The organism is Pseudomonas sp. VA159-2, assembly GCF_024126635.1.
GTDB classification, from domain to species: Bacteria; Pseudomonadota; Gammaproteobacteria; order Pseudomonadales; family Pseudomonadaceae; genus Aquipseudomonas; species Aquipseudomonas muyukensis.
In genome coordinates, this window is sequence record NZ_JAMYBV010000005.1 from 149825 (window position 1) to 174664 (window position 24840).

A 24840-nucleotide genomic window follows, 5' to 3' on the forward strand; every position below is an offset into this window, starting at 1 on the left:
TCTTAAAGGGCGGATGCAAATGCGAGGTCCTGGCGCTCGAGGGCGAGCGGCGTGGGTCCGGTCAATTTTACCCGTTCATGGGCCGCCAGGGACAGGGTGGCGCCCAGCACGTTGGGGCGAATCGGCAGTTCGCCGGCATCCAGGTCGAGCAGGCAGACCAAGGTCACGCTGGCCGGGCGGCCATAGTCGAACAGTTCGTTGAGGGCGGCGCGGATGGTACGGCCGCTCATCAGTACGTCGTCCACCAGCACCAGGTGCTGGCCTTCGATCTCGAACGGCAGCTCCGATGGGCGCACCTGCGGGTGCAGGCCGTTCTGGCTGAAGTCGTCGCGGTAGAAGGACACGTCCAGGGTGCCCAGCGGGCCCTGCTCGCCGAGTTCGGCCTGCAGCGCCTGGGCCACCCACACGCCGCCGGTGCGGATGCCGATGAAGCGTGGCTCGGCGATGGCGCGGCGGGCCAGGTGGGCGCGAAGGTCGACGGCCATCTGCCGGATCAGCTCGGCGGGATTGGGTAGGCTCATTGCGTGCTCCTCGGGAAGGCGGGCGCCGGCAGGCCGCCGGCGGCAAAGCGGATTTAAGTGTTGGCCTCCAGCCAGCCTTGCAGCAGCAGGGCCGCGGCGATGGCGTCGACCGGGTTGTCGCGATAGCTGCCGTGGCGCCCGCCCCGAGCCATTTGCTCGCCCTTGGCCTCGAAGGTGGTCAGGCGTTCGTCATGGGTGTGCACCGGCAGGTTGTAGCGGCCATGCAGGCGGCGGGCGAATTTCTCGGCGCGCTCGCTCATCTCGCTGGGCGTGCCGTCCATGTTCAGCGGCAGGCCGACGACGATGGCGTCGGGTTTCCATTCCTTGATCAGTTTTTCCACCTGGTTCCAGTCCGGCACGCCGTTCTGGGCCTTGAGCGTGCACAGCTCGCGGGCCTGGCCGGTGATGACCTGGCCGACGGCGACGCCGATCTGCCGGGTGCCGTAGTCGAAGCCCAGCAACAGGCGCAGCTCGGCCATCAGGCGTGCCCCGCCTGGCTGGTCAGCAGGCTCAGGTTGATGCCCAGGCTCTTTGCGGCCTGGGCCAGGCGCATTTCGCTGGCCATGGCGAACAGGATGTCGGCGTCGAACGGGCAGTTGAGCCAGGCGTTGTCGGCCAGCTCCGCCTCCAGTTGCCCGGCTTCCCAGCCGGCATAGCCCAGGGTGATCAGGCTCTGGCGCGGGCCGGTGCCGGCGGCGATGGCGAACAGCACGTCCTGCGAGGTGGACAGCGACAGGCCCTCGAGCTCGACCGTGGCCTGGTAGCTGCAGTCGTTGCTGTGCAGCACGAAGCCGCGGTCGGTCTGCACCGGGCCGCCCTGGTAGATCGGGATGTGCAGGGTGCTGGCCGGTGGTTCCTGGTCTGGGCGCAACTGCTCGAGGATGTCGCCCAGATTCAGCTCCTGCGGGCGGTTGACCACCAGGCCCATGGCGCCGTTGGCGTTGTGCTCGACGATGTAGGTGAGGGTCTGGGCAAAGTTCGGGTCGGCCATGTGCGGCATGGCGATCAGGAACTGGTGCTTGAGGTAGCTGGGGGCTAGGGTTTTCATGTCCGCTAGTGTGGCGCCAGGTGGCGAGGCTGACAAGGTGCGCGAGTGGCTGTCGGGCGCGGCCTTGCGTCAATTGCTCGACAGCTTGTCACCCCGGGCGAAGCGCCAGGTGCGGATGATCTCAAGCCGGTCGAACTCGGCCAGGTCACCGGTGAACGGCGCGAACGGCGCCGCCAGGCGCACGATGCGCTGGGCCGCCTGGTCCAGCACCGGCTGGCCGGAGGACTCCAGCACCAGCACTTCGTACAGCGAGCCGTCGCGATTGATCGATACCATCATCCGCAAGCTGCCGTACATCTGTTGGCGCCGGGCCTCTTCGGGGTAGTTGAGGTTGCCGATGCGTTCGACCTTCTTGCGCCACTCTTCCTTGTACCAGGCGCCCTTGTCGCGCAAGGTCGAGGCGGCGTTCAGGCGATGGATGCGCGGGCGCTTGGCATACAGCTGCTGTTCGTGGGACAGCTCGGCCTCGAGGCTGGCGATCTGGCTGGACAGCTGCGAGCTGTCGAAGGCCGGCACCTTGGTCTCGGGCTTGGGTTGCGGTTTGCTTTCCTTCGGCCTGGGCTCGACCTTCTGCGGTTTCGGCGCCTGGGTGGCGACCACCGCCTTGGCGGGCGCCGGCGGCGTTTGCGGATGGGTGGCCGGGGGCGGGGTGATCTTGTTGATCTTGCTGTCCTGGAACGGCGCGGCCTCGGTGGTCTTGGGCAGCGCCTTCTTGTCCAGGGTGCCGCTGCCCTGCTGGTTGTCCTGGGCCTGGAAGTCGGCCTTCTCGGGCGCTTTCTCGCTCTTGAAGGTGGCCAGGGTGATGTCCATGGTGTGACGAATATCGGACGGCTTGACCACCGTGAAGCCTACGCCAAGGATCAACGCCAGGTGCACCACGGCAGCCAGGAACAGGGTGAAGCCGAGCCGGTCCACCGGGCGAATGCGCGGTGGCAGCAGGTCGGCGGGGATGTCGGCGGGCAACGTCATCGGGTATCCAGCAACCGCGAGGCGGGGTAGCGGTTCAGTCGAGAAGGACCGGCATCATACCCCACTGCGCGGCTTTGCCACCTGTCCTCGGTCAGCGCGCCTGCAGCTTGCGATCAATGGCATCCATCAACTGGCCGCCAATGTTGGTGTTGTAGGCGGTGTCGATCTCGCGGATGCAGGTCGGGCTGGTGACGTTGATCTCGGTGAGGTAGTCGCCGATCACGTCCAGGCCAACGAACAGCAGGCCCTTTTCGCGCAGGGTCGGGCCAACCTGGGCGGCGATCCAGCGGTCGCGTTCGCTCAGCGGGCGGGCCTCGCCACGTCCACCGGCGGCCAGGTTGCCACGGGTCTCGCCGCTGGCCGGGATACGCGCCAGGCAGTAGTCCACCGGCTCGCCGTCGATCATCAGGATGCGCTTGTCGCCGTCCTTGATCGCCGGCAGGTAGGCCTGGGCCATGATCTGCTGGGCGCCGAGGGCGGTCAGGGTCTCGAGAATCACCGACAGGTTGGGGTCGCCGGCGCGGTGACGGAAGATCGAGGTGCCGCCCATGCCATCCAGCGGCTTGAGGATCACATCGCCGTGCTTGGCGGCGAACTCGCGGATGATGTCCGCACGGCGGCTGACCAGGGTCGGCGGGGTGCACTGCGGGAACAAGGTGGCGAACAGCTTCTCGTTGCAGTCGCGCAGGCTCTGCGGGCGGTTGACCACCAGCACGCCTTCGGCCTCGGCCTGCTCCAGCAGGTAGGTGCTGTAGACGAACTCCATGTCGAAGGGCGGATCCTTGCGCATCAGGATCACGTCCAGGTCGCTCAGCAGGCTGTCCTGCTCCTCGCCCAGCTCGAACCAGCGGGCCGGGTCGGCGAACACCTTCAGCGGGCGCATCCGCGCGCGGGCCTTGCCTTCGCCCTGGTACAGGTCGCGCTGTTCCATGTAGAACAGGCTCCAGCCGCGCGCTTGGGCGGCCAGCAGCATGGCCAGCGAGCTGTCCTTTTTGTAGGCGATGGACGCGATGGGGTCCATGACAATCCCGAGGCGAACGCTCATGGGGTAATTCCTCTTGGCGGCGATGGCCGCGATGGCACGAAAGAAAAGTGGCTCAGGGTGGCGCCGTGAGGGCTGCCGGTCAAGGGGCGCGGCGGATGGAATGGCCAACCGGAGTGTGCTAAAAATGCCAGTCATAGCGCTGTACAGCAGGCCTTTGGGGCTGCCGCGCAGCCCTTTCGCAACACAAGGCCGCTCCTACAGGGGATCGCGGTCTCTTGTAGGCGCGGCCTTGTGTCGCGAAAGGGGCGCGCGGCGGCCCCAGTCTTTCGGCATTATCAGCGACGGTAGCCCAAGTGATGGAACAACCCCTGAAGGTGATGGTGATCGACGATTCCCGCACGATCCGCCGCACCGCGCAGATGTTGCTCGGCGAGGCCGGCTGCGAGGTGATCACCGCCAGCGACGGTTTCGACGCCCTGGCCAAGATCGTCGACCACAAGCCCCGGATCATCTTCGTCGATGTGCTGATGCCGCGCCTTGACGGTTACCAGACCTGCGCCATCATCAAGCACAACAACGCATTCAAGGACACTCCGGTGATCCTGCTCTCTTCCCGCGATGGCTTGTTCGACAAGGCCCGTGGCCGGGTGGTCGGCTCCGACCAGTTCCTGACCAAGCCATTCAGCAAGGAAGAACTGCTCGACGCGATCCGTGCCTGCGTGCCCGGTTTCGTCGCGCAGGATTCACACGCACCCTGACGCCGCCCACGCCGGGCGGCGCCCTTATTTCCTGATGGGGAAACAGCATGGCCCGAGTTCTGATTGTCGACGACTCGCCGACAGAGATGTACCGCTTGACCGAATGGCTCGAAAAGCATGGCCACCAGGTGCTCAAGGCCAGCAACGGTGCCGACGGCGTGGCCCTGGCTCGCCAGGAAAAGCCCGATGCGGTGCTGATGGATATCGTCATGCCAGGGATGAACGGCTTCCAGGCCACCCGCCAGTTGAGCAAGGACCTGGAGACCAGTGCCATCCCGGTGATCGTGGTGACCACCAAGGACCAGGACACCGACCGCATCTGGGCCACGCGCCAGGGCGCCCGCGATTTCCTGACCAAGCCGGTGGAGGAAGACGCCTTGCTGGCCAAGCTCAAAGAAGTGCTCGGCGCTTGACCACCCGCCCTCAGGGCGCGTCACTGACCGCCTTCGAGCTGCTGCTGGACATCGACCGGCGCTGCCGCCTGCTGGTGGCCGACCAGCCGCCCCAGGACATGCGCCTGCAACAGTGGAGCGGCATTGGTTTTCGCGTCGCCGGCCAGTGGTTCGTGGCGCCCATGGGCGAGGTCGCCGAGGTGCTGCGCGAGCCGCGCAGCAGCCGGGTGCCGGGGGTACAACCCTGGGTCCGCGGGGTGGCCAACCTGCGCGGGCGATTGTTACCGGTGATGGACCTGTGCGCGTTCTTCGGCCTCGGCCCAGCGGCTGCCGGCAAGCAGCGCCGGGTGCTGGTGCTGGACCACGAAGAGCTGTTCGCCGGGCTGCTGGTGGACGAGGTCGTGGGCCTGCAGCACTTTGCCCTGAGCAGCCTCGAGCTGTCGCCGCCGCAGCCGCTGATACGCGCCGCTGCCGCCTTCGTGCAGGGGCATTTCCCCCGTGAACGCAATTGGGCGATCTTCAGCCCGTTCGCCCTGGCCCAGGCACCGGGCTTTCTCGATGTGGCGTTGTAGAGGACTTTTCCGTGAGCCAGCCTGTTCCCACCGCCACCATCCCCGCCGCCGTTTCCCCGGCCGCCGTGGCCCAGCGCCCGCGCAGCACGGCGCAGATCACCGTGCTGTTCGTGGTGCTGATCCTGTCGATCGTCCTGTTGTTCGCCAACTTCGCCTACCTCAACACCCAGGCCAACCACGACAAGCAGTACATCGGCCATGCCGGCGAGCTGCGCGTGCTGTCGCAGCGCATCGCCAAGAACGCCACCGAGGCGGCGGCGGGCAAGGCCCTGGCGTTTCGCCTGCTGAGCGATGCACGCAACGACTTCGAGCGGCGCTGGCGCTACTTGCGCGAGGGTGACCAGGCCACCGGCCTGCCGGCCGCGCCAGCGGCGGTACGCGACGAGATGGACGCGGTCCGCCAGGATTGGGAAAACCTGCGCAAGAACACCGACACCATCCTCGCCAGCGAGCAGACCGTGCTGTCGTTGCACCAGGTGGCGGCGACCCTGGCCGAGACCGTGCCGCAGTTGCAGGTGGAGTACGAGAAGGTCGTCGAGATCCTGTTGCAGAGCGGCGCCCCGGCCAGCCAGGTGGCGGTGGCCCAGCGCCAGTTGCTGTTGGCCGAACGCATCCTGGGCTCGGTCAACACCGTGCTGGCCGGCGACGAGACCTCGGTGCAGGCCGCCGATGCCTTTGGCCGCGACGCCAGCCGCTTCGGCCAGGTGCTCGAGGGCATGCTCGCCGGCAACCCGGCGCTGCAGGTCACCCGGGTCGAGGACGCCGATGCCCGGGCGCGGCTGGCCGAGATCGCCGAGCTGTTCCAGTTCGTCGCCGGCTCCGTGGACGAGATCCTCGAGACCTCGCCGGAGCTGTTCCGGGTGCGCGAGGCCGCCAGCAATATCTTCAGCCTCTCGCAAACCCTGCTCGACGAGGCCTCGCACCTGGCCAACGGTTTCGAGAACCTGGCCGGCGGGCGCACCCTGGACACCGTCGGCGGCTACGTGCTGGGCCTGCTGGCGCTGGCCTCGATCATCCTCATCGGCCTGGTGATGGTGCGCGCCACCAGCCGCCAGTTGCGCGACACGGCAGAAAAGAACGAGCGCAACCAGCAGGCGATCATGCGCCTGCTCGACGAGATCGAGGAGCTGGCCGACGGCGACCTCACGGTCACCGTGTCGGTCACCGAGGATTTCACCGGCGCCATCGCCGACTCGATCAACTATTCGGTCGACCAGTTGCGTGACCTGGTCGCCACCATCAACCACAGCGCCGAGCAGGTAGCCGCCGCGGTGCAGGACACACAGAACACCGCGCGCCAGCTGGCCAAGGCGTCGGAGCACCAGGCCGAGCAGATCAGCGAAGCCTCCGAGGCGGTGGGCGACATGGTCGAGTCGATCGACCGGGTGTCGGCCCACGCCTACGAGTCGGCCAAGGTGGCCGAGCGTTCGGTGGCCATCGCCAACAAGGGCAACGAGGTGGTGCACAACACCATCCATGGCATGGACAACATTCGCGAGCAGATCCAGGACACCGCCAAGCGGATCAAGCGCCTGGGCGAGTCGTCCCAGGAGATCGGAGACATCGTCAGCCTGATCGACGACATTGCCGACCAGACCAACATCCTCGCCCTCAACGCGGCGATCCAGGCCTCGCTGGCCGGCGAGGCCGGGCGCGGCTTCGCCGTGGTCGCCGACGAGGTGCAGCGGCTGGCAGAGCGCTCATCCTCGGCGACCCGGCAGATCGAGGCGCTGGTGCGCACCATCCAGGCCGATACCAACGAGGCGGTGATCTCCATGGAGCAGACCACCGCCGAGGTGGTGCGCGGCGCACGCCTGGCCCAGGACGCCGGGGTGGCCCTGGCCGAGATCGAGGGCGTGTCGCAGACCATGGCCGAACTGATCCACAGCATTTCCGACGCCGCCCAGCTACAAACCTCTTCCGCCGGGCAGATTTCCCACACCATGGCGGTGATCCAGCAGATCACCGCGCAAACTTCCGCCGGCTCCGGCGCCACCGCCGACAGCATCCGTCACCTGGCGCGCATGGCCAGCGAGATGCGCCGCTCGGTGTCTGGTTTCACCCTGCCAAAACCGGCAGAGCGCTCGTGAGGACGCGGGCATGACGGCAACCGCGCTGCACCACGCGCGTCACGACACGGTCGCCCTGGCCTGGGCCCGGGCGCCGATCCTCGACTGCCTGGGCCAGGCCCGCCAGGCCCTGGAGCGTTTTTCCGGCGAGCCGGGCGACCTGTCGTTGCTGGCGTTCTTTGTCGACAACCTGCACCTGGTGCACGGCTGCCTGCGCATGCTCGAACTGCCCGGGGCCACGCGCCTGGCCGAAGAGCTCGAGCTGTTGGCCCGGGCCATCGCCGATGGCCAGGTGAGCCCGCGTGGCGACTGCCTGGGGGCGCTATTCCGCGGCCTCGAGCAGTTGCCGCCGTACCTGGACCGCTTGCGCGGCGCGCGGCACGACCTGCCACTGGTGGTGCTGCCGCTGCTCAACCAGTTGCGCACCTGCCGCGGTGCCGAGCCGTTGGCCCAGGCCAGCCTGCTCGGCGAACTCGGCCAGCGTATCGCCGGGCCGGCGGACCTGGCCGACCTTGACCTGTCCCTGGGCAACTGGCGCGAGCACATGCAGGCCGGCCCCGGTCGTGACGCCTTGCGCTCGGTGGTGATGGCGCTGTGTGACGACCTGATGCGCATCAAGGACCGCCTCGACCCCTTCGTCGGCGGCGAGCGCCCGCCCCAGGAGCCGTTGCAGGCACTGCTCGCGCCGCTGCGGCATGTCGCCGACACCTTGGCCGTGCTGGGCTTCCAGCAGCCGCGGCGGGTGATCATCGACCAGGTGCTGGCGCTGCAAGCCCTGGTCGAGCAGGACGGCGCGGCGGACGAGGCGGTGCTGATGGACGTCGCCGGGGCGCTGTTGTACGTGGAAGCCACGCTCAATGGCATGGTCGGCCCGCTGGAGGAAACCAGCCCAGGCAACCTGCCGGGCTCCGACCTGGCCGAGATCCGCCAGTTGGTGCTCAACGAATCGCTCAATGTGTTGCAACAGGCCAAGGACCTGATTGGCGACTGCCTCGAATCGGACTGGTCGCGTCAGCGCCTGCAAGCCTTGCCCGGCTTGCTGCAGCAGGTGCGCGGGGCCCTGGCGATGCTGATGCTGCCGGTAGCCGGCGAAGTGTTCGGTGCCTGTGCCGGTTACGTACAGGGCTGGCTGGTGCACCTGGAAGACGAGCCGCTGCCCGATGAGCTGGCGCACCTGGCCGACGCCCTGAGTGCCGCTGAGGCCTGGCTGCAATGGCGGGTGGCCGATCCGTTGGCCGATGCCCAAGGCTTCATCGACATGGCCCATGCCAGCCTGGCCGCGTTGGGTGTGCAGTGCCAGCGGGTGGCGGCGGCCGCGGATGCCCCCACGCCGGACGGCATCGACGACGAGCTGCGTGCAGTGTTCCTCGAAGAGGCCGGCGAGTTACTGCCGGAGATCGAGCGGCATTGGTTACGCTGGCGCGCCGACAACGACCTGCGCGAGGCGCTGGTGGAGGTGCGCCGCGCCCTGCACACGCTCAAGGGCAGTGGCCGCATGGTACATGCCGAGGCCGTGGCGGAGCTGGCCTGGGGCGCCGAGCACCTGCTCAACCGAGTGCTCGAGGGGCGCATCCTGCTTAGCCCCGAAGGCTTGGTGGCATTGCAGCAGGTGTTCGTGCGCCTGCCCGACCTGCTGGCCGACTTCGCCGCCGGGCAGATGCCGGCGAGCCGCGAAATCGAACAACTGGCTGGCCACCTGCACGCGCTGGCGCTCAACGACGCGCCGCCCAGCGCCAGTATCGACGGCCTCGACCCGCAGTTGCTGGAGATCTTCCGCAACGAGGCCCAGGGCCATCTGGCCGGGCTCGACGCCTTCTTGCACAGCGTCGATGTCCGCGGCACGCCGGTCAGCGATGGCTTGCAGCGCGCGCTGCATACGCTCAAGGGCAGCGCCGCCATGGCTGGGGTGATGCCGGTGGCCGAGCTGGCCACCGCCCTTGACCGCCTGGTACGCGAATACAAGGGCCACCAGCTGCCCTTGCAGGTGGTCGAGGCCGAGCTGCTGGAGGCCGCCCGTGCGTTGTTCCACCTTGGCCTGGCACAACTGGGCAGCACGCCGCTGGCGCCGATTGCCGGGGCCGCGGCGCTGATCGAGCAGGTCGGCCAGGTGGTCGATGCCCGGCTCGCCCAGCACCAGGCCGAGGGTCATCCGCAGCGCCGGCAGCGGCGCGACCCGCAGATGATCGCCAGCTTCCTGACCTTGGGCATGGACATTCTGCTCGACGCCGAGACCCGTCTGGCCAACTGGCAGGCCCAGCCGGCGCAGCGCCACGAACTGCACATGCTGCTCGATGAAATGACCACCCTCGGCCAAGGCGCGCACCAGGCTGAACTGTGGCAGGTGGATGAAATCTGCGAAGGCCTGCTCGACCTGTACGGCGCGGTGGAGGAGGGCAGCCTGGCGGTGACCCCGCGGATGTTCGAGGTGGCCCGGCAGGCCCACGAGGCCTTGCTCGACCTGTTCGACGAGGTGGCCGCCGGCCAGGACCTCAGTGCCCGCGCCGAATGCCTGGCGGCCTTGCATGGGCTGCTTGACGATGCCCTCGACCCCACCGCCATGGGCGTGGTCGGTGCCCAGGGGGTGACCCCGCTGGCGCCGCTGGGCGAGCTGACCGACCCGGCGGTGGTCGACCTGTTCCTGGAGGAAGCCGGCGATATCCTCGATGGCGCCAACCAGGCGTTGCAGCATTGGCAGCACGACCCGGACAGCGTCTCGGCGCTGTCCACGCTGCAGCACGATATCCAGACGCTCAAGGGCGGCGCGCAGATGGCCGCGATCGGCGCCATCGAAGTGCTCGCCCAGGAGCTGGCATTGCTTTACGAGGGCCTGGTCGACCGCCGCCTGGGCGTCAGCCCGGCGCTGCTCGAGCTGCTGCGCCGCAGCCATGGCGCGCTGGCCGACATGCTGCACAGCCTGAGCGAAGGCCATGCCCCGCTGTCGGCGGTGGCGCTGCTCGGCGAGCTGCGTGAGTTTCGCCATCACGCGCCGCTGCCGGGCCAGTCCGAGGCGACGGACGATGAGCAGAGCGCCGAAGGCGACAAGGAGCTGCTGGAGGTCTTCCTCGAGGAAAGCTCGGACATCGTCGAGAGCGCCGCCGAGTCGCTGGCGCGCTGGCAGGCCGACCCACGCAGCACGGTGGAAGTGGAAAACCTGCTGCGCGACCTGCACACCCTCAAGGGCGGCGCACGCATGGTCGAGATCGCCGCGATTGGCGACCTGGCCCACGAGCTGGAATTCCTCTACGAACTGCTGGCCGCTGGGCGCCTGCCGCCGACCCCGGCGCTGTTCAGCCTGCTGCAGAACTGCCACGACCGCCTGGCGCACATGCTCGATGCCGCCCGCCTGGGCCAGCCCCTGCATACCGCCACGGCGCTGATCGACTACATCCGCAACTTCTCCAGCGCCGCCTTGACCGACAGCGCCGCCGCCCAGCCGCAAGCCGAGGCCGCTCCCGCCGAGGCGCCGGCCGCCGCGCCGGAACGCGCCGGGGACATGGTCAAGGTCGACGCCGAGTTGCTCGACGACCTGGGCAACCTGGCCGGTGAGCATTCGGTGATCCGGGGGCGCATCGAGCAGCAGGTCAACGATGCCCAGTTCGCCCTGAATGAAATGGAAACCACGCTGGAGCGCATGCGCGACCAGCTGTTGCGCCTGGATATCGAGACCCAGGGGCGAATTTCCAGCCGCCAGCAGTTCGAAGGTGACGCCTACGACGACTTCGATCCGCTGGAGATGGACCGCCATTCGCAGTTGCAGCAATTGTCGCGGGCCTTGTTCGAGTCCACCTCGGACCTGCTCGACCTCAAGGAAACCCTGCTCCAGCGCGCCCAGGAGGCGCACAGCCTTCTGCAGCAGCAGGCCCGGGTCAACAGCCAGTTGCAAGAAGGCCTGACCGCCACCCTGATGGTGCCGTTCGAGCGCCTGGTGCCGCGCTTGCAGCGGGTGGTGCGGCAGGTGGCCAGCGAGCTGGGCAAACAGGTCGAGCTGGTGGTCGGCAACGCCGAGGGCGAACTGGACCGCAGTGTCCTCGAACGTATGGTCGCCCCACTGGAACACATGCTGCGCAACGCCGTCGACCATGGCCTGGAGTCCCGCGAGGCGCGCCTGGCGGCAGGCAAGCCGGAGCTGGGCACCATCCACCTGAACCTGCTGCACGAAGGTGCCGACATCGTCATCGAAATGAGCGACGACGGTGCCGGGGTGCCGTTGACGGCGGTGCGCGAAAAGGCGATCAAGCGTGGCCTGCTCGATCCGCTGGCGCGCCTGAGTGACCACGAGATCCTGCAGTTCATCCTGCGTCCGGGGTTCTCCACCGCCGAGAAGATCACCCAGATCTCCGGGCGTGGCCTGGGCATGGACGTGGTGCACGAAGAGGTCAAGCAACTGGGCGGCTCGATGAGCATCGAGTCCAGCCCCGGCAAGGGCGCGCGCTTCCTGATCCGCCTGCCGTTCACCGTATCGGTGAACCGGGCGTTGATGGTGCACGTCGACGATGAACAGTACGCCATCCCGCTCAACACCATCGAAGGCATCGTCCGCGTGCCGCCGGCCGAGCTCGAGGCCTGCTACCGGCTGGATCCGCCGCGCTACACCTACGCCGGCCACGATTACGCGCTGCGCTACCTCGGCGAGCTGCTGCAAGGTGGCGGCCAGCCGCAGCTGCTGGGCCAGAGCGTGCCCTTGCCGGTGCTGCTGACCCACTCCCACGAGCAGTCGTTCGCCATCCAGGTCGACAGCCTGTCGCCCAGCCGCGAGATCGTGGTCAAGAGCCTGGGGCCGCAGTTCGCCGCGGTACCGGGGCTGTCCGGCGCGACCCTGCTTGGCGATGGCCGGGTGGTGCTGATTCTCGACCTGCTCGGCCAGTTGCGTGGCCAGCAGCGTCGCCTGGCGCGCCTGCCCGGCGCGCTCGACAGCCAGCGTGCGTTGATCGGCCCGGCGCCACGGCGGCCCTTGCTGGTGATGGTGGTGGACGACTCGGTCACTGTGCGCAAGGTCACCAGCCGCTTGCTGGAACGCCACGGCATGAGCGTGCTGACGGCCAAGGATGGCGTGGATGCCATGGCTTTGCTCGAAGAGCACCGTCCCGACGTGCTGCTGCTGGATATCGAGATGCCGCGCATGGATGGTTTCGAGGTGGCGACGCGCATCCGCCGTGACGAGCGCTTGAAGCAGTTGCCGATCATCATGATCACCTCGCGCACCGGCCAGAAGCACCGCGACCGGGCCATGGCCATCGGCGTCAACGAGTACCTGGGCAAGCCGTACCAGGAGTCGTTGCTGCTGCAGAGCATCGCCCACTGGAGCCAGTACCATGCTTGAACATATCGCCGGCCAGCGCAGCAGCCTGACCGGTTTGTTATTGCCGCTGGGCGACCGCACCCTGGTGCTGCCCAACGTGGCGGTGGCCGAGTTGATCGGCCATCGCGCCATCACCTGCGAGGCGGGCGAGCCGCAGTGGCACCTGGGCTGGGTCGACTGGCGCCAGCAACGCTTGCCGTTGATCGGTTTCGAGGCCGCCTGCGGCGGGCAGACCCTCTGTGGCGAGCGGGCGCGTATCGTCGTGCTCAATGCCTTGGGCGATACCGGGCTGCGTTACCTGGCGGTGTTGCTGCAGGGCATCCCGCGCTCGTGCAAGCTCGACAGCCAGCTCAACTACGTGGATGTGCCCCTGGCCGGGTTGGAACTGGCGGCGGTGCAGGTTGGCGAGCAGGTGGCCCGGGTCCCGGACCTGGCGGCGCTGGAGCGGCTGGTGCGTGACGCGGATCTGCAATCAGTCGCAGGCTAGGATGTGCCGAGTGAAGCGGGCGCAGTCGCTCGATCCTTGGCACCGGCTACGCCGGTGCCATTCTGCGCGTGCTCAGGAACCTCATTCCCCTTGGGAGGTCTGTGCTTGCATGTACTACGGTGAACGTTTCAATGCCTGGACCCACCTGGTCGGTGCCGTCCTGGCCTGTATCGGCGCGATCTGGCTGATCGTCGTGGCCGGGTTGCAGGGTGATCCCTGGAAGATCGTCAGTTTTTCCATCTACGGCACCACCTTGCTGCTGCTCTACAGCATCTCCACCCTCTACCACAGCACCCGTGGCCGGGCGAAGAGGGTCATGCGCAAGCTCGACCACCTGTCGATCTACCTGCTGATCGCCGGCAGCTACACCCCGTTCTGCCTGGTCAGCCTGCGTGGGCCCTGGGGCTGGAGCCTGTTCGGGGTGGTCTGGGGACTGGCGCTGATCGGCATGTTGCAGGAGATAAAGCCACGCTCCGAGGCGCGGATCCTGTCGATCGTCATCTACGCGGTGATGGGCTGGATCGTGCTGGTGGCGGTCAAGCCGTTGCTGCACTCGCTCGGTACTGCCGGCTTTGTCTGGCTGGCCAGTGGCGGGGTGCTGTACACCGTGGGCATCATCTTCTTCGCCCTCGACAGCCGCCTGCGCCACGCCCACGGCATCTGGCACCTGTTCGTCATCGCTGGCAGCCTGATGCACTTCGTGGCGGTGTCTTTCTACGTGTCCTGACTGGCCCCTCGCGGCCAGGTCAGTTGTAATCCCCCATCACGCAGCTGTTCGGGTGGCTCTGGCACAAGCGCTGGGTGGTTCTGAGGTGGTCATGGAAGCGTTCGGCGTGTTCGCTCCACCAGCGCTCATTGAACCGCCGCAGGGTCTGGACGATGTGACCGCCCTGCGCAGGCGCTTCGGGGGTGGGGTCTGCCTTGATCTGGGGCCAGAGGGCGTTGAACTCGGCGATCAGTGCTTGCCGTGTGCTGTCGAGCGTGGCCGGGTCGGTAGCCGGGTGCTCGCGGTTGAAGTCCGCCAGCGCCAGGCTGACGTACTGTTCCAGCACCGGCGGCGGCCTGAGCGCCTGGGCACCTGCGAGCAGCGTCGCGCGCAGCCCTGGCGTCAGCGCGTCGATGTAGCAGAAGCCATAGTGCATCCTGGGTTTGACGTCGTGCCCGCGTTTCTTCATCGCGGCCCTGCACTGCGCAAGTTTTTGCTCGTGCGTCTGCACTTCAAGGCAGGGCGCGTCGGTCGTGCAGGGCGCCGGGCCGGGTTGTAGTGCCAGCGTGTTGCGCTCATGAAACAGCAGGCCTGCCAGCAAGCAAACGGCCAGGAACCCAAGCAGGGTCAAGATTCTCATCGCCACCCCATTCCAAAAGTTTTCCACAGGCGGAAAACCTTAAGAGAGCGGCCTGCCGGGCGCTACTGGCAAAACTGCCAGTGGCTGTTTGGCATGAGTTTTTCGGAAAAGTCCGAGCCAAACCCTGGCATAGACCGGTGGCGGGTCAGAAATCTCCCCAAAGCTGCTGTGCCACCGACAGCGCCACCACCGGGGCTGTCTCGGTGCGCAGCACGCGGGGGCCAAGGCGCGCGGCATGGAAGCCAGCGGCCTTGGCCTGCTCGACCTCGGCGTCGCTGAGGCCGCCTTCGGGGCCGATCAGGAACGCCAGGTTGCCCGGTTGCGCGTGGCTGGTCAGCGGCGCCGCCACCGGGTGCAAGACCAGCTTGAGGTCGGCCTCGGTGCTTTTCAGCCATTCGGCCAGGGTCACCGGCGGCTGGATCACCGGCAAGGTCGAGCGGCCGCATTGCTCACAGGCGCTGATCGCTACCTGGCGCCAGTGGGCCAGACGCTTGTCGGCGCGTTCGTCCTTCAGGCGCACCTCGCAGCGTTCGCTGACGATCGGGGTGATCAGGTTGGCGCCCAGTTCGGTGGCTTTCTGGATCGCCCAGTCCATGCGTTCGCCGCGGGACAGGCCCTGGCCGAGGTGGATATGCAGCGGCGACTCGGCAAGGCCTGGCAAGGCCTGGTCGAGGTGCACGCGCACGCTTTTCTTGCCCACCTCCAGCAGCTGGCCGAGGAACTCCTGGCCGCTGCCGTCGAACAATTGCACGGCGTCGCCGGCGGCCATGCGCAGCACGCGGCCGATGTAGTGGGCCTGGGCCTCGGGCAGGTCGTGCTCGCCCAGGCCGAGTGGGGCGTCGATGAAGAAGCGGGACAGTCTCATGGTTCTACTCGGAATCTGTTGAGGGCATCGCCCCTGCCGGGGCCGCCTCGCGGCCCTTGCGCGCCACGAGGCCGCGCCTGCAGGGGGCGGCGTAAAGGCATGGGGTTTAGCCCGGATCGCGGAAGTCGGGGTGGAAGTTGGCCGGCACCGCCACGCTGACGCTATCGCCGGTGGCGATGTCGATGCCTTCGCTGGCCACTTCGGCGAGGAAGTCGATCTGCTCGGCGGTGATCACGTAGGGCGGCAGGAAATACACCACGCTGCCCAGTGGGCGCAACAGCGCGCCACGGCTCAGGGCGTGCTCGAAGACCTTCAGGCCGCGGCGCTCCTGCCATGGGTAGGCGGCTTTGCTGGCCTTGTCCTGGACCATCTCGATAGCCAGGGCCATGCCGGTCTGGCGGACCTCGGCGACATGGGCGTGCTCGGCCAGGTGCGCGGTGGCGCTGGCCATGCGCGCGGCCAGGGCCTGGTTGGCCTCGATCACGTTGTCTTGCGCGAAGATATCCAGGGTCGCCAGCGCCGCGGCGCAGGCCAGCGGGTTGCCGGTGTAGCTGTGCGAATGGAGGAAGGCGCGCAGGGTCGGGTAGTCGTCGTAGAAGGCCTGGTACACTTTGTCGGTGGTCAGGCAGGCCGCCAATGGCAGGTAACCGCCGGTCAGGGCCTTGGACAGGCACAGGAAGTCCGGACGGATGCCGGCCTGTTCGCAGGCGAACATCGTGCCGGTACGGCCGAAGCCCACGGCGATTTCGTCATGGATCAGGTGCACGTCGTAGCGGTCGCAGGCTTCGCGCAGCAGCTTGAGGTACACCGGATGGTACATGCGCATGCCGCCGGCACCCTGGATCAGCGGCTCGACGATGACCGCCGAGATGGTCTCGTGCTGTTCGGCCAGGGTGTGTTCCATCGCGGCGAACAGGTTGCGCGAATGTTCTTCCCAGCCCATGCCTTCAGGGCGGTGGTAGCAGTCGGGGCTGGGCACCTTGATGGTGTCCAGCAGCAGGGCCTTGTAGGTCTCGGTGAACAACGGTACATCACCCACCGACATCGCCGCGATGGTTTCGCCGTGGTAGCTGTTGGTCAGGGTGACGAAGCGCTTCTTCTGCGGCTTTCCCGTGTTCTGCCAGTAGTGGAAGCTCATCTTCAGCGCCACTTCGATGCACGACGAGCCATTGTCGGCGTAGAACACCCGCTCCAGCCCGGCTGGCGTCATCGCCACCAGGCGCTCTGACAGTTCGATCACCGGCTGGTGGCTGAAACCGGCAAGGATCACATGTTCGAGCTGGTCGACCTGGTCCTTGATGCGCTGGTTGATCCGCGGGTTGGCGTGGCCGAACACATTGACCCACCAGGAGCTGACGGCGTCCAGGTAGCGTTTGCCTTCGAAGTCCTCGAGCCAGACCCCTTCACCGCGCCTGATCGGGATCAGCGGCAGCTGTTCGTGGTCTTTCATCTGGGTGCAGGGGTGCCACAGGACCTTGAGGTCGCGTTGCATCCACTGATCGTTGAGGCCCATGGGCTTTGCTCCTGGCGTTACGGCGAGTTTGACCGCGTAAGCCTAAGCAAAGCCGGGGGGCAGGACAACCGCTCAGTGCAGGCGCAGCGGTGACCATCGCAGGGCGCGCAGGTGCACGGTCGAATGCGGGCCGGTGGAGAGGGTCAGGCTGCACAGCGGGCTGGAGCGTTCGTGCAGGTGGTGGCCGAACTGGGTGGGGCTGGGGACAAAGACATTGTCGCCGTCAAAAAAGGTCAGCCAGTAGGCATGCACGACTTGCCTGCCAAACCGGCAGATCTGCGTATCCAGCGATAGATCGTGCACGGGGCGGCAGAAGTCGATGGTGACGTCGCATTCACCGGTAAGCGTCAGCTGAACGGCGCGTTCATCCTGCGCCGTCAGGTAGTGCGACCATTGCACATCCCCTTGCGTCGAGATCTTCCAGCCCGTCGAGCGGTTCCAGTCATGGCTTGGCGATAAGGCGTACGCGGTATGGCTCATGGGGAAGCGTCCGATGCAGCTGAGGCCTTGCCCAGATTGCTAGCCAAACGGTAAGTGGGCAACTGACAAAATTACCAGTTGCCAAAAGCACTTGATGTCACTGCGCTGGCAGGGTCTGCGAGGGTGACGTATTCTTAACGCATCTCTGCCGGGGCGTTCTTCCCCGATCTTTCTGTCGTTCTACAACCGGAGTTCGCCATCATGGCTGCTGCTTGGGTGCGCCTGTGCGCGTTGGTATTGATTGGTGTGTCCAGCGGTGCCGCGCTGGCCAAGGACAAGACGGCGATCGTCGTCGGTGGTGGCCTGGCGGGCCTGACGGCGGCCTATGAGCTGCAGAGCAAGGGCTGGCAGGTGACCCTGCTGGAGGCCAAGTCGGGCATGGGCGGGCGTTCGGGCCTGGCCACCAGCGAATGGATCGGCAACGACAAGACCCAGCCGGTGCTCAACCGGTACCTGCAGCAGTTCAAGGTTGCGACCCTGCCGGCGCCGGAGTTCGTGCGCACCCCCGGCTACCTGATCGACGGCGAGTACTTCAGCGCCGCCGACCTGACCGCCAAGCAGCCCGCCACCGCCGAGGCGCTCAAGCGCTACGAGAAGACCCTCGACGACCTGGCCCGCTCGATCGACGATCCGCTCAACCCGGCGGCCAACAGCACCTTGTTCGCCCTCGACCAGATGAACGTCTCCACCTGGCTCGACAAGCTGCAATTGCCCGCCACCGCCCGTCAGCTGGTCAACCAGCAGATCCGTACACGCTATGACGAGCCGTCGCGCCTGTCGCTGCTGTACTTCGCCCAGCAGAACCGCGTCTACCGCAATGTCAGCGACCGTGACCTGCGCGCCGCGCGCCTGCCCGGTGGCAGCCCGGTGCTGGCCCAGGCCTTCGTCAAGCAGTTGAAGACCATCAAGACCAGCTCGCCGGTCACCGCCATCGTCCAGGACAAGGATGGCGTGACCGTCAAGGTCGGCGCGGTGGGCTACCAGGCCGACTACCTGGTCATGGCCGTGCCCCTGCGCGCGCTGGCCAAGATCCAGATGACCCCGGGCCTGGACAACCAGCACCTGGCGGCGCTCAAAGGCACCAACTACGGCTGGCGCGACCAGCTGATGCTCAAGTTCAAGAACCCGGTGTGGGAAAGCCGCGCGCGGATGTCCGGTGAAATCTTCAGCAACACTGGCCTGGGCATGCTGTGGATCGAGCCTGCGCTCAAGGGCGGGGCCAACGTGGTGATCAACCTGTCCGGCGACAACGCTCGCCTGTTGCAGGCCTTCGGCGACAAGCAGATGGTCGACCAGGTGCTGATCCGCCTGCATGCCTTCTACCCGCAGGCCCGGGGTGCCTTCACCGGCTACGAGGTGCGTCGCTACAGCACCGACGCCGGCATGGGCGGCGCCTACCTGGCCTTCGGCCCGGGGCAGATCAGCAAGTACTGGCGCCTGTGGGAGCGGCCGGTGCAGCGCATCGCGTTCGCCGGCGAGCACACCGATGCGCTGTACCCTGGTACCCTCGAAGGTGCCCTGCGCAGTGGCCAGCGCGCCGCCGGGCAGGTCCAGGAACTGGCCGCGGGCAAGTCGTTCGACCCGGTCAAGGCCGCACCGGTAGCGGCGGCGGCAGCTGTCGGCGCGGCAGCAGCGAAAGACCAGGGCGGGTTCTTCTCCAAGCTGTTCGGCGGCTCTGCCGACAAGGCGCCGGCCAAGGCCGAGGCGGCGAAAGCCGAAGCGGCCAAGGATGACAAGCCGGGCTTCTTCTCGCGCCTGTTCGGCGCGAGCGACAAGCCCGAGGCCAAGACAGCACCGATCGCCAAGGCCGAAGAGGTCGCGCCGGTACCTGTCGCGGCGCCTGCCCCCGTGGCCCCGGCGCCGGTGGTCAAGGAACAACCGGCCAAGGTCGCGCCGGCCAAACCTGCCGCCGCGCACAAACCGGCGGCCAAGCCTGTGCATAAACCTGCGGCCAAGCCAGCACCGGTGAAAAAGGCCACCGCCAAGGGTGAGCCTGCCAAGAAAGCGGTGGTCAACACCCAGGCCAAGGCCAACTGATCGCTAGCAGCCCTCGCGGGCCAGCCCGTTCCCACATCGGCAGGTGGGGGCGGGCTGGCCCCACGATCAGAGCCTGGCATCTCCCCTTTGAACGTCTATCGTTAATGTTTCCTTAATGGGAAGCTTGCAGACTTCATATCGGATTTCTCGATCATCCGAAGCAATTTTTTCCGCTTTTATTCGATACGTTACCCGCTAGTCTTGTGCACAGCTTTCACGGGGAATACGCCAACATGCAACTGCGCAATTCATCTTCTCGCTATGGCCTGGTCAGCATCGTCCTGCACTGGGGCGTGGCGCTGGCGGTCTTCGGCCTGTTCGGCCTGGGGCTGTGGATGGTCGGCCTGGACTACTACAGCCCATGGCGCAAGTCCGGTCCTGATCTGCACAAGAGCATTGGCCTGGTGTTGTTGGCGGTGATGCTGCTGCGCGTGCTGTGGCGTTTCGTCAGCCCACCGCCACCGGCGCCGGCCAACCACGGCAAGGCCACCCGCCTGGCCGCCAAGCTGGGGCACCTGGCGCTGTACCTGGGGTTGTTCGCGGTCATGGCCGCGGGCTACCTGATCTCCACCGCCGACGGCGTGGGCATTCCGGTGTTCGGCCTGTTCGAGGTGCCTGCGCTGGTCAGTGACCTGCCTGACCAGGCCGATACCGCTGGCGTCATCCACTTGTGGCTGGCCTGGGGCCTGGTGATTTTCGCCGTGCTGCACGCCCTGGCCGCCCTCAAGCACCATTTCATCGACCGTGACGCGACCCTCACCCGCATGCTGGGCCGCAAAGCTTGACTCTCAACCTCAATTGCAAAGGAAGGAAGTAAGGATGTTGAAAAAGACTTTTGCCGCTCTGGCGCTCGGTACCGCTCTGATCTCTGCTGGCCAGGCCATGGCTGCCGAGTACAAGATCGACAAGGAAGGCCAGCACGCCTTCGTGGACTGGAAGATCAGCCACCTGGGCTACAGCTTCATCCACGGCACCTTCAAGGATTTCGACGGCAACTTCACCTGGGACAGCGCCAAGCCCGAGGCCAGCAAGATCAGCGTCGACCTGAAGACTGCCAGCCTGTGGTCCAATCACGCCGAGCGTGACAAGCACATCGCCAGCAAAGATTTCCTCGATGTTAAGAAGTACCCGGATGCCAAGTTCGTCTCCACCGGCGTCAAGTCGACCGGTGAGAAGACTGCCGACGTGACCGGTGACCTGACCCTGCACGGCGTGACCAAGCCGGTCACCTTCAAGGCTGTGTTCAACGGCGAGGGCAAGGACCCATGGGGCGGCGAGCGCGCCGGCTTCAACGCCAAGACCACGCTGAACCTGAACGACTTCGGGATCAAAGGCCCAGGCCCGACTTCGCAAACCCTGGACCTGGATATCAGTGTCGAAGGCGTGAAGCAGAAGTAATTCGCGTTAGGTGAACGACCGAGGGGCCGCTATGCGGCCCTTTCGCGACACAAGGCCGCTCCTACAAGTTCAGCGCAGCCCTTTGACGGAGCGCAGTACCTGTAGGAGCGGCCTTGTGTCGCGAAAGGGCTGCATAGCAGCCCCTCGGTGTTTCAATCAGCCTTTGCGGGTCAGCAAGGCTGGGCGCTCACCACGTGGGCGGGCTGGCAGGTCGTCCAGTTGTTCGGGCGTCGGGTAGCGGTCGAGCTTGGATTCCTTGCGGATGATCACCGGCGCGCTCTGCGATTCGCGCGGGTTGCGCACGGCAGGTTCCTGGCGGGCCGAGTCGTCACGGCGGTTGCGCCCCGCGTTGTTGTCACGCCGGGCTCCGCCATTGCTGCCGCCGCCGTTGCGGGAACGCTTGTCGCCGCCCTGGCCCTGGCCTTGACGCTGCTGGCCATTGCCACGGGCTTGCCCCTGGCCTTGGCCGCCGCCACTGCGCTGCCCCTGGCCTTGAGCCTGGCCGCCGCCACCTGGGCGACGATTGCGGCCCTGGTTCTTGGCGTTCTGGTAGGGGCTGACGTAGTCGGCGCGGTTACCGAAGTTGTCGACGTCGTCGTCGAGGAATTCTTCCGGGTCACGGTCGGCAGGTATCGCGGGCATGGCCTTCTGGCCTTGGGCAGCCTGCTGCTGGCGGGGTTTCTTGTCCCGCGGCTTGCGCTGCTGGCCTTGCTGCTGCTTGTCGCCGGACTTTTCCTTCTCGGCGGGCTTCTCGGCCGCAGGCTTGTTACGGCCTTTGTCCTTGCCCTTGTCCTTGCGACCGCCGCTGTCCTTGCTGCCTTCGCCGCGCGATTGCTGGTTGCGGCCACCGCGGCCGTTATTTTGCGGGCGCTCGCGGACTTCCGGCTTTTCCGCTTCGACCTGCGAAGCGTCGAAGCCCATCAGGTCGCCGTCCGGAATCCGCTGCTTGGTGACGCGCTCGATGCTCTTGAGCAGCTTCTCTTCATCCGGGGCAACCATCGAGATGGCCTCGCCCGAACGACCGGCGCGGCCGGTACGGCCGATACGGTGGACGTAGTCTTCCTCGACGTTGGGCAGCTCGAAGTTGACCACGTGAGGCAACTGGTCGATGTCCAGGCCGCGGGCAGCGATATCAGTGGCCACCAGCACGCGCACGGTGTTGGCCTTGAAGTCGGCCAGGGCCTTGGTGCGGGCGTTCTGGCTCTTGTTGCCGTGGATCGCGGCGGCGCTCAGGCCGTGCTTTTCCAGGTACTCGGCCAGGCGGTTGGCGCCGTGCTTGGTACGGGTGAACACCAGCACCTGTTCCCAGGCACCGAGGGTGATCAAGTGTGCCAGCAGCGCGCGCTTGTGGCTGGCCGGCAGGCGGTAGACACGCTGCTCGATACGCTCGACGGTGGTGTTCGGCGGCGTGACCTCGATGCGCTCGGGGTTGTGCAGCAGCTTGTCGGCGAGGTCGGTGATGTCCTTGGAGAAAGTCGCCGAGAACAGCAGGTTCTGGCGCTTGGCCGGCAGGCGCGCCAGCACTTTCTTGACATCGTGGATGAAGCCCATGTCGAGCATGCGGTCGGCTTCGTCCAGCACCAGGATCTCGACGCGAGACAAGTCGACGCTGCCCTGGCCGGCCAGGTCGAGCAGGCGGCCGGGGCAGGCGACCAGTACGTCGACGCCCTTGGCCATGGCCTGGACCTGTGGGTTCATGCCGACGCCGCCGAAGATGCAGGCGCTGATGAAGTTCAGGTCGCGGGCGTAGATCTTGAAGCTGTCATGCACCTGAGCGGCCAGCTCGCGGGTTGGCGTCAGCACCAGCACGCGCGGCTGGCGCGGGCCGTGGCGTTGCGACTTGTCGGGGTGGCCACCCGGGAACAGGCGCTCGAGGATCGGCAGGGCGAAGCCGCCGGTTTTACCAGTACCTGTCTGGGCGGCGACCATCAGGTCGCGACCTTGCAACACGGCGGGAATCGCCCGCTGTTGCACCGGGGTGGGCTGGGTGTAGCCCGCAGCCTCGATAGCGCGGACAAGAGCCTCGGAGAGACCGAGGGAAGCAAAGGACATGGGCAATCCTGTTCTCGTGGGGGCTGGGCCCGATGGGGTGTTCTGCCTGGCGCGACGGGCATCGGTGGGATGCGATCGCGTCCGGTCCAGCTGGGCGTTCACTGCGCATCCTGGAGGCGGCGGGCGGGCACCAGGGGTGCGCTGCTGCGGGTCGAGATGCCGATGGCGAGGCCGAGCGTCCGGGCGTGAGCCGGGCGGGAAGGCTCGAGTATAACAGAGCAATCAGCGTGTGCCGCTTTCCTGCTGCTCAACGGCGAAAGGAAAATCCTGCTGGCCGAGGTAGCGGGCGCTGATCGCGGTATAGGCAGGCTCCTGCTTGAAGCGTCGCAGTTCATCGGCGAAGGCCTGGGCCAGGGCTTCGCGCCCTGGTTTGCGGGCCAGCCCCAGGTACTGCGGGTGGCGGCTGATGACCAGCGGCAGCGCTTCGACGGCCTGCTCGATGCCCAGTTGCCGGATCAGGTAGTGGCCGAGGCGGCGATCGGTCACCAGCAGGTCGATGCGCCCGAGCATCAGCTTGCCGAAGTTGGCTTCATGGCTGGGGGCCGCCTCGCGGCGGAACAGCGGCGAGTCGCTGAAGGCGGGGTTATAGGTATAGCCTGGCGAAGTGCCCACGGTCAGCCCGGCCAGGTCTTCCAGGCGCCGCACTGGGTGCGGCCGGCTGCGGGCCTGGTACAGGACGAATTCGACCTGCGACATCGGCTCGTCCGGGTAGACCAGGTAGTCGCGGCGCGACTCGACCTGGAAGATATCCATCACCCCGTCCGCCAGGCCTTGCTCGACCATGGCCAGGCAGCGCCGCCAGGGCAGGAACTGCCACTGCACCTCGATGCCCAGGCGCCGGAACACCTCGTTGGTCACCTCGTAGTCGATACCCTGGGGCCGGTTGTTGGCCTGGAACAGGTAGGGCGCCCAGTCGTCGCTGACGATGCGCAGGCGTTCCGCCTGTGCCAGCGGGCTCAGGCAAGCGAGCAGCAACAGCAGGAGGGAGGGCATCAGCAGGCGCATGGCGCGAGATTACGCTGGCAGCCCAGGCAAGACCAGTGGGCTTTTGTCGCTGGGAGTTGGCACGGGCAAGGCAATGGCCGCAGCCAATGCCCTGCCCGCGGCCATCAGCGGGGCAGCTTCAGGTTGTTCCAGATCGCCAGGCTCGGCTCGGCCTGGTTCAAGGTGTAGAAGTGCAGCCCTGGCGCGCCGCCTTGCAGCAGCTGTTCGCACATGCGGCTGATCACTTCCTCGCCGAAGGCCTGGATGCTCGCGGTGTCGTCGGCATAGGCTTCCAGCTGCTTGCGGATCCAGCGGGGGATCTCGGCGCCGCAGGCGTCGGAGAAGCGGGCCAGCTTGCTGTAGTTGGTGATTGGCATGATGCCCGGCACCACCGGGATGTCCACGCCCAGCTTGCTCGCGCGCTCGACGAAGTAGAAGTAGCTGTCGGCGTTGAAGAAGTACTGGGTGATGGCGCTGTCGGCACCGGCCTTGACCTTGTGCACGAAGTTGGCCAGGTCAGCCTCGAAGTTGCGTGCCTGCGGGTGCATCTCCGGGTAGGCGGCGACTTCCAGGTGGAAGTGGCTACCCGTCTCCTGGCGGATGAACTCGACCAGGTCGCTGGCGTAGCGCAGCTCGCCGCTGGCCATGCCCATGCCCGAAGGCAGGTCGCCACGCAGGGCGACGATGCGCTTGATGCCGGCGGCCTGGTACTCGGCCAGCAGGGCGCGCAGGTCGTCCTTGCTGTCGCCCACGCAGGACAGGTGCGGGGCGGCCGGGACCTTCACTTCGTTCTCCAGCTGCAGCACGGTGTTCAGCGTGCGGTCGCGGGTCGAACCACCGGCACCATAGGTGCAGGAGAAGAAATCCGGGTTGTAGTTGGCCAGCTGGCGGGCGACGCCCATCAGTTTTTCGTGGCCGGCGTCGGTCTTGGTCGGGAAGAATTCGAAACTGTAGCGGCGTTCTTGTGACATCTCGGGTTCCTTCGGCAGCGCGCCCGGGGGCGGCAGCCTGCAAATAAAAGCCAGGACGGTGGGGGCCGGCCTGGCTCGGACATCGGTTCGAAAC

At 66.7% G+C, this 24840-nt stretch carries 22 protein-coding genes; 10 read left to right on the forward strand and 12 right to left on the reverse strand.

Going from position 1 to position 24840, the window contains the following annotated elements:
- Positions 1-2: 2 nt before the first annotated feature.
- The 5 genes from pyrR to gshB all read right to left on the reverse strand — a co-directional run bounded on the left by pyrR (position 3) and on the right by gshB (position 3583).
- Positions 3-521: a bifunctional pyr operon transcriptional regulator/uracil phosphoribosyltransferase PyrR gene (gene pyrR / locus NJG22_RS06985; RefSeq protein WP_217852179.1), complete on the reverse strand. Its 519-nt coding sequence runs from the start codon at positions 519-521 to the stop codon at positions 3-5.
- Positions 522-574: 53 nt separating this feature from the next.
- Positions 575-1000 (reverse strand): Holliday junction resolvase RuvX, encoded by a 426-nt coding sequence (ruvX, locus tag NJG22_RS06990; RefSeq protein WP_028688357.1) that lies wholly within the window; start codon positions 998-1000, stop codon positions 575-577.
- Positions 1000-1569: a YqgE/AlgH family protein gene (locus NJG22_RS06995; RefSeq protein ID WP_217852181.1), complete on the reverse strand. Its 570-nt coding sequence runs from the start codon at positions 1567-1569 to the stop codon at positions 1000-1002. The genes ruvX and NJG22_RS06995 overlap by 1 nt, the downstream gene beginning before the upstream one ends.
- A 69-nt stretch (positions 1570-1638) precedes the next feature.
- A complete protein-coding gene (locus NJG22_RS07000) occupies positions 1639-2538 on the reverse strand; it encodes an energy transducer TonB (protein ID WP_253093360.1) in 900 nt (299 codons plus the stop codon).
- Between the two features lie 91 nt (positions 2539-2629).
- Entirely contained in the window at positions 2630-3583 is a 954-nt protein-coding gene (gene gshB, locus NJG22_RS07005) for a glutathione synthase (RefSeq protein ID WP_253093361.1), read from the reverse strand.
- Positions 3584-3879: 296 nt separating this feature from the next.
- On the opposite strand from gshB, the gene pilG reads away from it, so the two are divergent.
- The 7 genes from pilG (at position 3880) to NJG22_RS07040 (ending at position 13827) form a co-directional block, all read left to right on the forward strand.
- Positions 3880-4281 carry a twitching motility response regulator PilG gene (gene pilG, locus NJG22_RS07010; RefSeq protein ID WP_217852188.1) on the forward strand — a complete coding sequence of 134 codons (402 nt, stop codon included), beginning with the start codon at positions 3880-3882 and terminating at the stop codon, positions 4279-4281.
- A 47-nt stretch (positions 4282-4328) separates the two neighbouring features.
- Positions 4329-4694, forward strand: a complete 366-nt coding sequence (gene pilH, locus NJG22_RS07015; protein WP_253093362.1) for a twitching motility response regulator PilH — start codon at positions 4329-4331, stop codon at positions 4692-4694.
- Positions 4691-5245, forward strand: a complete 555-nt coding sequence (locus tag NJG22_RS07020; RefSeq protein ID WP_253093363.1) for a chemotaxis protein CheW — start codon at positions 4691-4693, stop codon at positions 5243-5245. The genes pilH and NJG22_RS07020 overlap by 4 nt, the downstream gene beginning before the upstream one ends.
- A gap of 65 nt (positions 5246-5310) precedes the next feature.
- A complete protein-coding gene (locus NJG22_RS07025) occupies positions 5311-7335 on the forward strand; it encodes a methyl-accepting chemotaxis protein (RefSeq protein WP_253093446.1) in 2025 nt (674 codons plus the stop codon).
- 10 nt (positions 7336-7345) lie between these two features.
- The gene (locus NJG22_RS07030) at positions 7346-12634 is read left to right on the forward strand and encodes an Hpt domain-containing protein (RefSeq protein ID WP_253093364.1); all 5289 of its coding nucleotides are present in this window, start codon (positions 7346-7348) and stop codon (positions 12632-12634) included.
- Positions 12627-13100 carry a chemotaxis protein CheW gene (locus NJG22_RS07035; RefSeq protein WP_253093365.1) on the forward strand — a complete coding sequence of 158 codons (474 nt, stop codon included), beginning with the start codon at positions 12627-12629 and terminating at the stop codon, positions 13098-13100. Before NJG22_RS07030 ends, NJG22_RS07035 begins: the two co-directional genes overlap by 8 nt.
- Before the next feature lie 109 nt (positions 13101-13209).
- The gene (locus NJG22_RS07040) at positions 13210-13827 is read left to right on the forward strand and encodes a hemolysin III family protein (RefSeq protein WP_217852197.1); all 618 of its coding nucleotides are present in this window, start codon (positions 13210-13212) and stop codon (positions 13825-13827) included.
- A gap of 19 nt (positions 13828-13846) precedes the next feature.
- Here NJG22_RS07040 and NJG22_RS07045 read toward each other — a convergent pair whose 3' ends face one another.
- The 4 genes from NJG22_RS07045 to NJG22_RS07060 form a co-directional block, all read right to left on the reverse strand.
- Entirely contained in the window at positions 13847-14473 is a 627-nt protein-coding gene (locus tag NJG22_RS07045; protein ID WP_253093366.1) for a hypothetical protein, read from the reverse strand.
- Between the two features lie 118 nt (positions 14474-14591).
- Entirely contained in the window at positions 14592-15311 is a 720-nt protein-coding gene (locus NJG22_RS07050) for a 16S rRNA (uracil(1498)-N(3))-methyltransferase (RefSeq protein WP_253093367.1), read from the reverse strand.
- A gap of 106 nt (positions 15312-15417) precedes the next feature.
- Positions 15418-16824: an adenosylmethionine--8-amino-7-oxononanoate transaminase gene (locus NJG22_RS07055; protein ID WP_253093368.1), complete on the reverse strand. Its 1407-nt coding sequence runs from the start codon at positions 16822-16824 to the stop codon at positions 15418-15420.
- A 72-nt stretch (positions 16825-16896) separates the two neighbouring features.
- Entirely contained in the window at positions 16897-17304 is a 408-nt protein-coding gene (locus NJG22_RS07060) for a hypothetical protein (protein ID WP_217852205.1), read from the reverse strand.
- 201 nt (positions 17305-17505) lie between these two features.
- Between NJG22_RS07060 and NJG22_RS07065 the strand changes: the two genes are divergently transcribed.
- The 3 genes from NJG22_RS07065 (at position 17506) to NJG22_RS07075 (ending at position 20739) form a co-directional block, all read left to right on the forward strand.
- Positions 17506-19341: a flavin monoamine oxidase family protein gene (locus NJG22_RS07065; RefSeq protein WP_253093369.1), complete on the forward strand. Its 1836-nt coding sequence runs from the start codon at positions 17506-17508 to the stop codon at positions 19339-19341.
- A 233-nt stretch (positions 19342-19574) separates the two neighbouring features.
- The gene (locus NJG22_RS07070; protein WP_253093370.1) at positions 19575-20126 is read left to right on the forward strand and encodes a cytochrome b; all 552 of its coding nucleotides are present in this window, start codon (positions 19575-19577) and stop codon (positions 20124-20126) included.
- Positions 20127-20160: 34 nt separating this feature from the next.
- Positions 20161-20739, forward strand: coding sequence for a YceI family protein (locus NJG22_RS07075; protein WP_253093371.1), 579 nt, complete (start codon positions 20161-20163; stop codon positions 20737-20739).
- Positions 20740-20895: 156 nt separating this feature from the next.
- Here the strand turns inward: NJG22_RS07075 and NJG22_RS07080 are convergent, their stop codons facing one another.
- The 3 genes from NJG22_RS07080 to metF form a co-directional block, all read right to left on the reverse strand.
- Positions 20896-22791, reverse strand: a complete 1896-nt coding sequence (locus NJG22_RS07080) for a DEAD/DEAH box helicase (RefSeq protein WP_253093372.1) — start codon at positions 22789-22791, stop codon at positions 20896-20898.
- Positions 22792-23013: 222 nt separating this feature from the next.
- Positions 23014-23784 (reverse strand): transporter substrate-binding domain-containing protein, encoded by a 771-nt coding sequence (locus NJG22_RS07085; protein ID WP_253093373.1) that lies wholly within the window; start codon positions 23782-23784, stop codon positions 23014-23016.
- 116 nt (positions 23785-23900) lie between these two features.
- The gene (gene metF, locus NJG22_RS07090) at positions 23901-24746 is read right to left on the reverse strand and encodes a methylenetetrahydrofolate reductase [NAD(P)H] (RefSeq protein ID WP_253093374.1); all 846 of its coding nucleotides are present in this window, start codon (positions 24744-24746) and stop codon (positions 23901-23903) included.
- Positions 24747-24840 lie beyond the last annotated feature (94 nt).